Consider the following 13,624-nt stretch of genomic DNA (forward strand, 5'->3'; position numbering starts at 1 on the left):
CTTCAATGCAAAAATGGAAATTCTGGCTCGGGTTGACGATTTGCGATCAAATCAGCCAAAGCTCGTGCTGAACCCGCGCCCATGGTCCACCCCAAGGTGCCATGGCCGGTGTTCACATACAGGTTTTTGATATGGGTACGTCCGATTAAAGGCGTATTAGAAGGCGTGGCCGGACGTAATCCAGACCAAAACTGCACATTATCAAAATCGAGACCATTTGGGAACAGTTCTTTTGTTTGTTTAACCATCATATTGCAACGCTTTGTACTAAGCTTACGACTATAGCCACTTAGCTCGGCTAAGCCAGCTACCCGCAACTGGTTCCCCACCCGCGAATACACCAAGCGCTGTGCCCTATCAGTAAGATTGGCTTGAGGCGCTTGCTCAGCATCTAGAATGGTAAACGTTGCTGAGTAACCTTTTGCCGGATAAACCAAACAACGTATGCCCAATGGCTCTAACAGCAATGGGCTATAAGCACCTAAAGCCACTACAAAAGCATCCGCCTGTATCTGTTGATAATTACCTAAATGATCAATGACCTCGACGGCGGTAACAGCCCCTTGGCGATAGAGCAACCGTACCACAGTATGGTTATACAAGAATTGCACTCCCTCTTGTGCTGCTTGTTGCGCTAACTGTGTCGTAAAACCGTAGGCATCCCCCGACTCATCATCGCTGGAATAATCGCCACCCACAATTTGATGCTGCACCGAAGCTAAGGTTGGTTCCAAAGCTATCACTTCTTCGGCACTCAATACACGACGTTCCACCCCTAGATCTCGTAGTCGATCTACCATATCCTGAGAATGATCGAAGCTTTGCTCGTCACGATAAAAGCTAAGGATCCCACTATCGTAATAGTCATATTTAAGAGCCAGCTGCTGACGCATCTGCGCCAAAGTCGAACGACTGTACTCGGCTAGCCTGACCATAGCCCGAATATTCGCCTCGAAGCGCTTTGGCTGACATTCTCTTAAAAATGCAAGGCTCCAAAGCCATTGCTTAGTATCTAAAGCAGGCCTAAACACCATGGGTGCATCATCTTTAAATAGATTTCGCAACAAGTCCCATGGTGCATGAGGGTTAGCCCAAGGCTCGGCATAAGAGGCCGACAGCAAACCACCGCAAGCGCGAGTGGCCTCTTGCGCGGCACCTGCTTGCCTGTCAATGACAACCACCTCGTGACCATCTTGCGCTAACCACCATGCGGTTGTAGTACCAATGACACCACTACCTAGTACTGCTATTTTCATTTGCGCCCCGCTAAAAGAACACGCGGCTAAACCGCGTGTTTTATTTATGACTAAGAGACTAAATCGGCCTCAGAGGTAAAAGCATCGGCATAAAACAATGCCTCGTCTAAACCACATTTTTCCACAAAATCTTTTTGAGCACTTTCTACCATAATGGGCGCTCCGCACGCATAGACCTCCCAACCAGACAAGTCAGGCAAATCCTCCATCACAGCATGGTGTACAAAACCTGTGCGTCCAGTCCAGTTATCTTCAGCTAAAGCATCGGAAACCACAGGGGTAAAAGCAAAATCCTTAAGCTCTTGTGCCCATTGTTGAGCGAGCTCCATCATATAAATGTCTTTGGGACGTCGCCCACCCCAATATAAGCGCACCGGACGCTGAATGTTTTTTTGTTGCATATCTTCAACCAGGGCTTTGATCGGTGCAAAACCTGTTCCACTGGCTAATAGCACCATTGGTCTTTGGCTTTCCTCGCGTAAGAAAAAAGACCCAAATGGCGCCTCGACACGTAAGATAGCACGCTCTTTCATAGCGGGTTCCGTAACACCAAACACATGGTCCGTAAATAAACCGCCAGGCATGTGCCGTAAATGTAATTCAATTGTATTATCTTCGCGAGGCGGGTTAGCCATCGAATAGCTACGACGACGTCCATCTTTAAGGAGAACGTCGAGGTACTGTCCAGCATAATACATAAACGGTTGCCCTGGAGGCAGCTGCAAAAGCAAACGCATGACATCATCATTAATTTGCTCTCGCTCCATGACACGGACAGGCATTTTTCGAATTTGAATATCTGTAGCAAGACGAGCTTGCGGTGATTCAATACGCAAATCCGTTTTGGGTACGGCTTGACACATCAAGGTATACCCCTGTTCCAGTTCATCCTGCTCTAAAATATGCAAAGGCGCTTCACCGGCCTCGTAATCGCCCTCTAAGACTTTACCTTTGCAGGTCGAACAACCGCCACCTCGGCAGCTATAAGGTAAAACAATATCCGCTTCAAGTGCAGCGTCTAATACATTCTGCCCTGGTTTTACATCAAAAGCTAAACCAGATGGTTCAACAATTACCTTAAACGTCATTTTTCTTCCGTATGAGTGAGGATCTTTGCAGATAAAACAGCATCTGTCATTTTGCGTTCCAACAATTTACCCTTGCGGGCCCGTTTCCCTAAATAAGTCTCTAGGGTTTTAGCCGTGATCTCCCAGTTTGTGGCTTTTCGACGATATATTCCTGAAAGCACAAAACCCTCGGTAGAGCCCGTCGCCCATTGCACAACCGTATCGTCCGCATCTAGGTCAATCAGCTTGGTACCCCGCCCCCCACCTTTAAGTTGCTTTAACTCAGAGAGCGCAATCACCAAAAGGCGCTGTTGTTGGGTAAGTATAGCTAACAAGCTATGCGTTGGATCCACATACAAAGGAGGCAACAAACTATCTTCATCATGCACAGTAATAAACTGTTTACCAGCCCGCTGTCGCGTCGCCATATCGCCTAAATGCGTTAAAAACCCATAACCCGTTTTTGACCCTAAGACCAATTTTTGCTTCGTATCACCCACGACCATATGCACCACAGGTGCGGCACTGTTAACCTCGGCTAAAGCGGTAATGGGCTGGCCGTCTCCTCGCGCCGATGGTAAATCGGCCGTCGCTACGGTATAAGTGCGCCCATCACTGCCTATAGCAATCAGGTCATCCGTGCTACGACATTCCCGAGTAGCATAATACGCATCCCCGCTTTTAAAATTAAACTGCTGTGCATCATGGCCATGGCCCTGCCGGCGTCGTAACCAGCCTTGTTGTGACATAATGACTGTAATCGGCTCATCAACCACGCGCGTCTCTAGCACAGCTCGCTCCGCCTCTTTAATGAGAGTACGGCGCTCATCATGAAATTGCTCGGCATCGGCTTTGATTTCTTTGATCAACAATCGTTTAAAAGCGGTCTTACTTTGCAGCAGCTTTTCCAGTGCCGTCTGCTCTTTGCGCTGCTTTGCTAGCTCTTGTTCGATTTTAAAACCCTCTAGACGAGCTAACTGTCGCAAACGCATTTCTAAAATATCCTCGGCCTGACGCTCACTCAAGGCAAAGGTTTGCATTAACGCAGGCTTGGGCTCATCAGAATCGCGGATGGTTTGAATCACGGCGTCCACATCAAGATAAACACGCATTCTTCCTTCAAGAATATGAATGCGATCGGTGACTTTATCTAAGCGATACTGAGTGCGTCGACGTACGGTTTCCGCACGAAACTCCAACCACTCGGTGAGCATCTGCCGCAAATTACGCTGCGCTGGGCGCCCGTCAATACCAATGCTAACCAAGTTAATGCTGACATTGCCCTCCATGCTGGTTTGAGCTAACAAGGTATTCACAAACTCATCCCGATCCAAACGACTGGATTTAGGCTCAAACACCAACCGCACCGGGTCTTCTTTGCCAGACTCATCACGCACCGTATCCAGTAACCCTAACAACAAAGTACGGGTTTGTTGTTGCTCAGCGGTCAGCGCTTTACGCCCCGCACGGACACGAGGGTTGGTTTTTTCTTCTATTTCCTCAAGGATTTTTTGCGCAGAGGTACCCGGAGGTAACTCATCGACCACGAGCTGCCATTGCCCACGCGCTAGCTCCTCGAAATGCCAACGCGCCCTTACTTTAATTGAACCTCGGCCTTGCTGATAAATCTGTGTGATGTCTTCGGGAGCGGTAATAATTTGCCCCCCACCAGGAAAATCTGGTCCTGGAATATAAGCATAGAAGGCCTCATCCGCCATTTTAGGTTGCTCTAATAAGCCAATACAGGCTTGGGCGACCTCTCCTAAATGATGGGGCGGGATCTCGGTTGCCATGCCAACAGCAATCCCTGAAGCACCGTTTAACAACACCAATGGTAAACGCGCCGGCAATAACGTAGGCTCTTTTTGTGAGCCGTCATAGTTAGGGATAAAATCAACCGTCCCCTCACCGAGCTCATCGAGCAGTAAATTAGCAAAAGGCGTAAGGCGCGCTTCGGTATAACGCATAGCAGCGGCATTATCCCCATCGCGGGAACCAAAGTTACCCTGGCCATCAATTAAGGGATAACGCAGAACAAAATCCTGTGCCATCCGCACCATGGCATCATAGGCGGCTTGGTCACCATGGGGGTGATATTTACCTAAAACATCCCCTACTACACGAGCCGACTTAACAGGCTTAGCCCCTGCAGCCAAACCCATGGCATGCATCGCATATAAAATGCGACGTTGCACCGGCTTTTGTCCATCCGAAACATCCGGAAGTGCCCGCCCTTTTACTACCGATACGGCATAATCTAAATACGCTTGCTCCGCATATTGCGCTAAAGTGATTTCATCAATTTGACCCTCCGTGCCAGCCACGGAGCGGTCGTTTGCGTCAGCCGCAAACAAATCGGATTGCATCATAACTATCCTGTTGCCTAGTTAACTAGCCTCTTGCTAGCCACTTTATTTTAAATATCGAGTTCTGCTAGATTGCCTTTACTCTCTAGCCAGCTACGGCGTTGAGCTGCCTCACCACGCCCCATCAACATATCAAACATTTTTGCCGTGCCTTCTAGCCCGATAGATCCATAAGTGACAGGTAGTAACCGACGTGTATCGGGATTCATAGTCGTATCCCAAAGCTGCTCAGCGCTCATTTCGCCTAAGCCTTTAAAACGACTAATACTCCAACTGTCTTCTCGTACTTTTTCTTTGCGTAACTTATCTAACGCACTATCGAGCTCAGCTTGGTCTAAGCAGTAAATCTTGCGTGCAGGACGCTTACCTACCGCAGGTACATCCAAACGAAATAATGGAGGACGAGCAACAAAAACATGCCCCCCTTGAATCAAGGCTGGAAAATGTTTGAAGAACAACGTCAGCAATAACACTTGAATATGGGAGCCGTCCACGTCCGCATCGGACAAAATACAAATTTTGCCGTAGCGTAAACCGGATAAATCTGGCGTATCTGTCAGGGTATGTGGATCCACCCCGATAGCGACAGATATATCATGGATCTCTTGGTTCGCAAATAAACGATCACGATCAACCTCCCAAGAGTTCAACACTTTACCTCGTAAAGGCAAAATCGCTTGAAAGGATTTATCTCGCCCCATTTTTGCAGAACCACCTGCTGAATCCCCTTCGACCAAAAACAGCTCGGTACGGTCTACATCGTGAGACTCGCAATCGGTTAGCTTGCCTGGCAGCACCGCTACCCCCGAGCTTTTACGCTTTTCAATACGTTGCGTAGAGCGTACCCGAGCCTGGGCATGCCGAATCACCAGCTCTGCTAACTTTTTACCCTCTTCTACTTCAGCATTCAAACGCAGTTCTAAAGCATTGCGCACGAAAGTACTAATCATGCGCACTGCATCCCGGCTATTTAAGCGCTCTTTGATCTGGCCTTGGAATTGCGGGTCAAGAATCTTGGCCGATAACACAAAACTAGCACGTGCAAACACATCCTCGGCTTGAAGCTTTAGACCTTTAGGTAAAAGCGCGTGGAGCTCAGCAAAGTTTTTTACTGCCTGGAATAAACCATCACGTAAGCCTGCTTCATGCGTTCCCCCAGCGGGGGTTGAAATCAAGTTCACAAAAGACTCTCGGACTACAGGGCCTTCAAGTGTCCACGCTACGATCCATTCTGCGCCCTCTCCTAGGGCATAATTTTCATCTTCTTCCGTGGCAAACTGTGCCCCTTTGAATAAAGGAATCAACAGCTCTTGACCCTGTAGGGCTTCTTGTAGATAACCTGATAGGCCATCCTCATAACACCACTCTATTTTTTCTTTGGTTTTCTCATTCACCAAGGTGACGGTAGTGCCACTTAATAACACCGCTTTGCTGCGTAATACGTGTTTTAGCTCAGCCAACGGAATAGTCGCGGCATCAAAATACTGAGCATCAGGCCAGATCCGTACTTGGGTTCCCGTTTTGCGTTTTGGCGCAGAACCCGCTATATGTAAGGGTTCTATGACCTCTCCACCCGCAAACGTGATCTGATGAATCTCCCCTTGACGCCAGACCTGAACGTCCAAACGGGTCGATAGCGCATTGGTCACGGATACCCCTACCCCATGCAGCCCCCCTGAAAACGCATATGCGCCCCCATCTTTTTTATCGAACTTACCCCCCGCATGTAAACGAGTAAAAACCAGTTCGACCACTGGTGCGTTTTCTTCAGGGTGAATGCCGACCGGAATCCCACGACCATCATCCAACACGGATATACTTTGGTCTGTATGGAGGATTACAGTGATATGTTTGGCGTAACCTGCAAGCGCTTCGTCTGCTGCATTATCAATAACCTCTTGTATAATGTGCAAAGGGTTATCTGTGCGGGTATACATACCTGGGCGTTGACGCACAGGCTCTAAACCTTTCAACACCCGAATTGATGATTCATCGTAATTGGATTTAGACACTCTCTAATTCTCTATCAATCGGTAAAAGAACCTATTTTACGAACTCTACGCCTAATCCCCAAATGGTATCGTAGTGGATGAGGCGATCTTTTGATTACACTATGCCTCTTTTTTTTCATGGCATGCTGTAGAAAATGCACAACATTCGCATGGTGAAAAATCCCTTTGATTGTGTGTTTTCCTCGCCATCTCGTATAGTGTATTGATCCCAGTTTATTTTTTATTTGTAGAATACTGTCATGAGCCAATTTATTAAAAATGTATCTGATACGTCTTTTTCTGAAGACGTTTTACAATCCGACCTTCCTGTTCTCGTTGATTACTGGGCTGCTTGGTGTGGTCCATGTAAGGCTATCGCCCCCATTTTGGACGAAATTGCCGAACAGTACGCAGGTCGTGTTACAATAGCCAAACTAAATGTAGACGAAAACCCCGAAACAGCGGCGAAATTTGGTATTCGCGGTATCCCTACATTAATGCTGTTCAAAAATGGGCAACCCACTGAAACCAAGGTCGGGGCGCTATCTAAAACACAGCTACAAGAATTTCTCGATAACTCCTTATAAACAATTTCTGCGCGAGCCTTCTCTTGGCTCGCCGCCGTTGGCTGATTCCCTTCTTTTCTTCTCATGCATCTCAACGAACTCAAAGCTCTGCACGTCTCGCAGCTGCTCGAAATGGCTGCCAGCCTAGATATCGATAATGCGAATCGCATGCGCAAACAAGAACTCATGTTTGCAATCATGAAAAAACGCGCTAAACAAGGCGAACAAATTTTTGGTGATGGCGTTCTCGAAGTCCTTCCTGATGGTTTTGGATTTCTTCGCTCTCCAGAAACTTCTTATCTAGCAAGCACAGACGACATCTATATTTCTCCTTCGCAAATCCGTCGTTTTAATCTTCATACTGGAGACTCCATCGAAGGCGAAGTCCGCACTCCTAAAGACGGTGAGCGTTATTTTGCTCTTGTTAAAGTCGATAAAGTCAACGGCATGCAACCCGAGGCCATCAAACATCGCATTATGTTTGAAAACCTCACGCCGCTGCATCCTAATCAGCCCATGCGCTTAGAGCGCGATATCAAAAGCGAAGAAAACATCACTGGGCGCATTTTGGATATCTTCGCTCCTATCGGCAAAGGACAGCGCGCATTAATTGTCGCTAGCCCAAAATCGGGGAAAACCGTGATGATGCAGCATATTGCTCACGCTATCACGACCAACTACCCTGACTCTACACTGATAGTACTCTTAGTGGATGAGCGCCCCGAAGAGGTCACGGAAATGCAACGCACTGTGCGTGGCGAAGTGGTTGCCTCTACGTTTGATGAGCCCGCTACCCGCCATGTGCAAGTAGCAGAAATGGTCATCGAAAAAGCCAAGCGCTTAGTTGAGCTCAAAAAAGACGTTGTAATTTTACTCGATTCAATTACTCGTCTTGCCCGAGCTTATAACACCGTGGTTCCTGCCTCTGGAAAAGTATTAACGGGGGGGGTGGATGCGAATGCCCTTCAACGCCCGAAGCGTTTCTTTGGTGCTGCTCGTAACCTCGAGGAAGGCGGCTCCCTTACCATTATTGGTACGGCCCTAATTGAAACCGGTAGCCGTATGGACGAGGTCATCTACGAGGAGTTTAAAGGCACCGGTAACTCCGAGATCCACTTAGAGCGTCGCCTTGCCGAAAAACGGATTTACCCCGCCATTAACTTAAATAAAACCAGTACACGTCGCGAAGAACTGCTAATCAAGCCCGAACTACTGCAAAAAATTTGGGTATTGCGTAAATTCATCCATGATATGGACGAAGTTGAAGCCATGGACTTTATCTTGGATAAGGTCCGCGCAACAAAAACTAACGCAGAATTTTTCGAAATGATGAAAAAATAGTTCATAATAAAAGCCTCTACCCAGAGGCTTTTTTTTGGCCCAAAGTGCAAATGGCATTGTCTTTGGTTGATTCATTTTCTTTTTTTGTTTTGCTGAGCTTATGGTTTTTTGATCACGCTACTCAGTGTCTTGCTATAGGATACGCTTATGAAATCCGCCTCTTTAACGCAATTTCTCCAACACTTGCAGCAACGCGACCCTCATCAACCCGAATTTCTACAAGCGGTACACGAGGTTTATCACAGCCTGTGGCCTTTTATAGAAAAACACCCTGAGTATGCCGATTATGGGCTACTTGAACGTTTAACAGAGCCGGATCGTATTTATCAGTTTCGGGTCACCTGGGTAGACGACCAAGGCAAAACCCATATCAATCGCGCTTTTCGAGTCCAGCATAATAATGCCATTGGCCCCTACAAAGGCGGCATGCGTTTTCACCCCTCTGTCAATCTATCGATCCTTAAATTCCTTGCCTTTGAGCAAACCTTTAAAAACGCACTCACGACTTTACCCATGGGGGGAGCTAAGGGGGGATCGGATTTTGACCCTAAAGGCAAATCCGACCTGGAAATCATGCGTTTTTGCCAAGCGCTAGTCACCGAACTTTATCCCCATATTGGGGCTGACATGGATGTACCCGCCGGTGATATTGGCGTGGGTGCGCGCGAAGTCGGTTTTATGGCTGGCATGATGAAAAAGCTCACTCGTTCTGCCGAGTGTGTTTTTACAGGCAAGGGCTTTGACTTTGGGGGCAGCTTTATTCGCCCTGAAGCCACCGGATATGGTTTAGTGTATTTTGTCCTAGAGATGCTTGCCACCCAGCAAAAAACCTTAGATGGTTTACGTGTCGCGATTTCTGGCGCAGGCAATGTCGCGCAATACGCAGCTAAAAAATGTCTAGACTTAGGAGCAACCGTTTTAACCATGTCGGATTCCAGTGGCACTGTGTACGACGAAACGGGGATTACTCCTGAAAAGCTAGCCATACTCATGGAATGCAAAAATCAAAAGCGGCTGTCCTTACAAGACTATGCTCATATGACGCATAGCACCTTTCTAGCTGGTGAAAGACCGTGGCATATTCCTGTCGATGTAGCCTTACCTTGCGCGACACAAAACGAACTTGATATTAATGATGCCAAACAGCTTATCCAAAATGGTGTGATCTGTGTTGCCGAGGGCGCTAATATGCCCACCACGCTTCAAGCCATTGCGGCTTTTCAACAAGCTAATATTCTTTACGCGCCTGGTAAAGCAAGCAATGCAGGAGGTGTAGCCGTATCAGGACTTGAAATGTGTCAAGGCGCACAACGCTTACAATGGGCTGCAGAGGACGTGGATAGTCAGCTTTTACTTATCATGAAGCGCATTCATGCTAGCTGTGCTCAATACGGGCGCCATGATCAAAAAATCAACTACGTCGAAGGAGCAAACATTGCCGGCTTTGTTAAAGTGGCAAATGCTATGCTAGCCCAAGGCATTTATTAAAAATCCGTTTCAGGTTCTTTAATTTTTAACTCTTCGGTTTTTATTGATTCCCATGGACCAAAAATATGATAATGCGTGGTCATGGCTTTGGCTAAAGGGGTTTTCAGCACCCACTGAGTTAAAAAGGCGCTCAACCCAACTACCGGGTTGAGCGCAATCCCTGCAGCAATCGCTGCTCCACTCATATCTACATTCGGCACTACTATCGCCTGCGCATCCACCAATTCCGCCTGAAGGTCCGTTTCCCCTTCGAGCACGATCACCCCAACCGGACTCACAATACGTAAATCTTTCGTCTTCAGTCGCTCCTCTTTTAAAACTGCAATACCTTGAATTTCATTAAAGGGAAAACCTTCCTGCAGGACACCACGCACATCCAAGTCAAGGCGTGCTATGCGTGATAACGACTGTAAAGACAAAAACTCCAATAGCTTCGCTGCGCGTGAATGAACAGCACTAATTCGTCCTCTTTGCAGAAATACCTTAAATTCTGCCTGAATGTCCTTGGCTGTGTGCCGCCATGGCAAGTGCCGCCATTGCAAAGTGGCCTGCGCCTGAAGCTCACCATGAGTTAAATTATCCGGCCAGTCGAGTTGCTGCAGCCAATGACCCATATTTTGACTTTCTAAATAAGCGTCTACATACAAACCTCGCTGTGCACCTGCTAATATCCAGTTCCCTGTAGCTTGTACGGTACCATGGGGAGTGGTTAAACTTAGATCGGTAACTTGCCACCGCGTGGAGTCTTGAGCACTAGCACTTCCTTGTGCCTTCAGCATTCCGAGCTGTCTCCGCCCCCAGCGTAAATCCGACACTTTCAACTGTATGTCCGGCAAACGTAGATCAAACTCCTTCATTAGCACTTCTTCCTGAGTGGTAGGAGCTGGCTGCCAATAAAAACGCTGCAAATCCGCCTGAATCAGCGCAGACCCTGTTGATGTACGCGCAGGCGTCCACCAAACTGTTCCCGCTATCTGGCTAGCGCTCACATCAGCGCGCCACTTATTTTTAGGCTGTGCCTGTAACGTAAAAGTCAAGTGTTGCCATTGTTGCGCAAAACCAGTGACCTTATCCGCTTTCAGACGTAAGCGCTCCAAGGTCGGCCATTGAAATGATGACGTACCTGCTTGTTGCCATAGCGGTCCTAACCAATTTAACCAAGGCTCTATATCCAATTCTGCGCTAGCTAAGTCCAAAACCAGTCCAGTCGTTGGCAATGCAGGTTGGCCTTGATTCCAGCCCACGGCTCCTCGTACAAAACCTTGTGGTGTTGATGTCGAAGACTCAAACACGGCCACCACGTCATCGCCTAAGTGGATCTGCAATTGATCCTGTTGTGCTTGTATAGGCTTCCACTCTACGCGTAAAGCACGTGATTGCGCTTTTGTCTTAGCCAAAGGAGCAGGTAAGTGCACCGCTAAACCTTGTAAATGACTCTGTGCTTTGAGTTGGAAGCGCTTATGCTTATCCAGCCCAAACTCTACTTGATATGCCAACTCTCCCTGCAATGCGTCAGCCGGTAAAATCGAATGAAAAGCTTGATTAAGCGCTCTCGCCTGCGCCCGACCATGTAATAGTAAAAACTGATTAGCGGCACCAATTTGCTGCTGTAACAGCAAAGGACCATCAAACCACTTCCCTTTAATTTTTTGTGCTTGTGCACCAGACTCACTAAATACCAATGTTCCGCTAAGCTGCTCTATCGGAGGCAGCTGAGGGAAAATATGTAGAGTGTTATTTTGAAAATGAATAGCACCATCAACGGCCACATCTTCCGTATTATCTAAATTGACTCGTAACGCCAAAGGCACTTGCCACTGTCCTGTGGCCTGACTCTGATCAAAACTATGTCCTAACCACTCCCCCAAGTCTGTAGTGGTCATTAATCCCAAATAAGACTGCGCTGGCCCCTGGGTTTGAGCATATATCTGTAACTGTGGCGCATAAAAATTATTAATATGCACCTGAATGTCATGAGCTTGTACCGGTTCAGTAGGCATAGGGCTTAACTGAGCAGTGGCTTGATTAACCCATAAGCCCGCGCCGCGCACTGCCACAAAGCCCGCTGCGTTTTCTACTTTAGGCCAACCTTTTTCTAAAGCCGTTGTCGGGTAATAGTCGATTTCAGCCCCCTGAAAGGCTCCACCCACAAAAAACACACCGGTCGCTGGATCCTGATAGGGGAAATCATGTAGATTTCCTTTTAATCGTATTGCTCCTTCAGAAACCTGTCCTGTTATCAAGCCCTGCTTTAGCCAATCAACCACTGACTCTGCTATCTCTGTTGTGGGAAAATAGCGATATAAAGCCGCTAGCTGTAAATCTTGAATTCGCCCGGTTATATCCCATTGCCCAGCTCGCCAATCTTGATTCAACGGTGTCCATTGCCCAGCTAAGCTCAAGGTTACGTCTTCATTACTTAACTGAAACTCATCAATATAAATAGTAGAGCTTGGGGCGGTCGCTAAGCGTTTTGCTACTAAGCGTAAACGCTCTCCGTGCAACGCCTCAGTAAAGTACGATGCCCTCTCCCAACGTAAGCCTGCGCCATCAATTTCAAGGTGCAAGGCTTGCTGTGTAAGTAGACGTTTCTCCAAGGGTTGCTCTTGTGCCACTGCTTGAAAGGTAGTCCATGGCGCGGAAGCAAACACACGCAATGAGCGTGCAAATAACTGTCCATGATCATGGCTTTCCCACACACCGTTATAAATACGCGTATCTAGCGTCACATGATGAATTTGACTCTGCTCAAGCTCTAGCCATAATTGTGTATCTAATGAGGCCTGAAGCAAATGATTGGGCAAGTCAATCCACTGTCGCCATACTGCGGGGCTTAATTCATTTAACTGCACATATAAGCTACCACTTAGCTGCTGTTGTGCTAAAGCTTGCTCTTGTAAATGCCCTTTTAATTGCACACTTTGACCAGATCCAGACTGCGGACTGGCCCGCAGCTGAAAATGCAAGCCATCGCTTTGATGCCTTAATACCCCTTCAAGCTGCTCCAAAACTAAAGGCTCGGCCAAACGGCTATAATCTATCCAACGCAACCGAGCTTGCTGCAGTGATACATACTCTTGTTGGGCTAGCCAAGCCACAAAATCATAGCTTACGGTATCGGTGCCCACAGTGGCACTTGAGCTTTGCCATGTTTGGCCAGCTACATGCAGCGTATACTCATGGTCTCGCCACAAAGTCAGGGCTAGCCCAGTAATACGCAAATCAGAGAAAAGTGGCCACCCCTTTAAAAACGTTTGCCACTTCAGTTGAGCCTGCAAATGAGGAATTTCTGTTGTATGCCCAGCCGCATCCGTTAAGGTCAAATCATGGACTTGAAGAACCGGTAGCCAATCACTCCACTCTACCGCTATTTTTTCCGCTTGTATTTCCACTCCTAGCGCTTGCCCTAGCCAATCGGCGATAGGTTCACGCCACTGATCCACTTGGGGTAAGAACCAATAGCGCGTCCCTAACACGACAAGAACCAGCAATACATATAAGATAAGTATCAAACGCCCCAACCAGCGTGAAACAGTGATCATTTTTCTC

General features: G+C 47.6%; 8 protein-coding genes. 3 read left to right on the plus strand and 5 right to left on the minus strand.

The window, feature by feature from the left end; translation table 11 throughout:
* Nucleotides 1–2 precede the first annotated feature (2 nt).
* From ABD980_RS02445 to parE, 4 genes are read right to left on the minus strand one after another with little or no spacing between them, the layout of a single operon-like run.
* Nucleotides 3–1,256, minus strand: a complete 1,254-nt coding sequence (locus ABD980_RS02445; protein WP_345369360.1) for a D-amino acid dehydrogenase — start codon at nt 1,254–1,256, stop codon at nt 3–5.
* A 50-nt stretch (nt 1,257–1,306) separates the two neighbouring features.
* A complete protein-coding gene (locus ABD980_RS02450; RefSeq protein ID WP_260650425.1) occupies nt 1,307–2,344 on the minus strand; it encodes a CDP-6-deoxy-delta-3,4-glucoseen reductase in 1,038 nt (345 codons plus the stop codon).
* A complete protein-coding gene (gene parC / locus ABD980_RS02455; protein WP_465263289.1) occupies nt 2,341–4,689 on the minus strand; it encodes a DNA topoisomerase IV subunit A in 2,349 nt (782 codons plus the stop codon). The genes ABD980_RS02450 and parC overlap by 4 nt, the downstream gene beginning before the upstream one ends.
* Nucleotides 4,690–4,739: 50 nt before the next feature.
* Nucleotides 4,740–6,701, minus strand: a complete 1,962-nt coding sequence (parE, locus tag ABD980_RS02460; RefSeq protein WP_345369365.1) for a DNA topoisomerase IV subunit B — start codon at nt 6,699–6,701, stop codon at nt 4,740–4,742.
* 239 nt (nt 6,702–6,940) lie between these two features.
* On the opposite strand from parE, the gene trxA reads away from it, so the two are divergent.
* The 3 genes from trxA (at nt 6,941) to gdhA (ending at nt 10,075) form a co-directional block, all read left to right on the plus strand.
* Nucleotides 6,941–7,267, plus strand: coding sequence for a thioredoxin TrxA (gene trxA / locus ABD980_RS02465; RefSeq protein ID WP_260650422.1), 327 nt, complete (start codon nt 6,941–6,943; stop codon nt 7,265–7,267).
* Between the two features lie 63 nt (nt 7,268–7,330).
* A complete protein-coding gene (rho, locus tag ABD980_RS02470; protein WP_260650421.1) occupies nt 7,331–8,587 on the plus strand; it encodes a transcription termination factor Rho in 1,257 nt (418 codons plus the stop codon).
* A gap of 147 nt (nt 8,588–8,734) precedes the next feature.
* A complete protein-coding gene (gene gdhA, locus ABD980_RS02475; RefSeq protein ID WP_345369368.1) occupies nt 8,735–10,075 on the plus strand; it encodes an NADP-specific glutamate dehydrogenase in 1,341 nt (446 codons plus the stop codon).
* Here gdhA and ABD980_RS02480 read toward each other — a convergent pair.
* The gene (locus ABD980_RS02480; protein ID WP_345369370.1) at nt 10,072–13,617 is read right to left on the minus strand and encodes a YhdP family phospholipid transporter; all 3,546 of its coding nucleotides are present in this window, start codon (nt 13,615–13,617) and stop codon (nt 10,072–10,074) included. The genes gdhA and ABD980_RS02480 overlap by 4 nt on opposite strands.
* Nucleotides 13,618–13,624: the final 7 nt, after the last annotated feature.

Origin of the sequence: Paenalcaligenes hermetiae, assembly GCF_039543645.1 — a bacterium.
In the GTDB taxonomy this organism is placed as follows: Bacteria; Pseudomonadota; Gammaproteobacteria; order Burkholderiales; family Burkholderiaceae_B; genus Paenalcaligenes; species Paenalcaligenes hermetiae.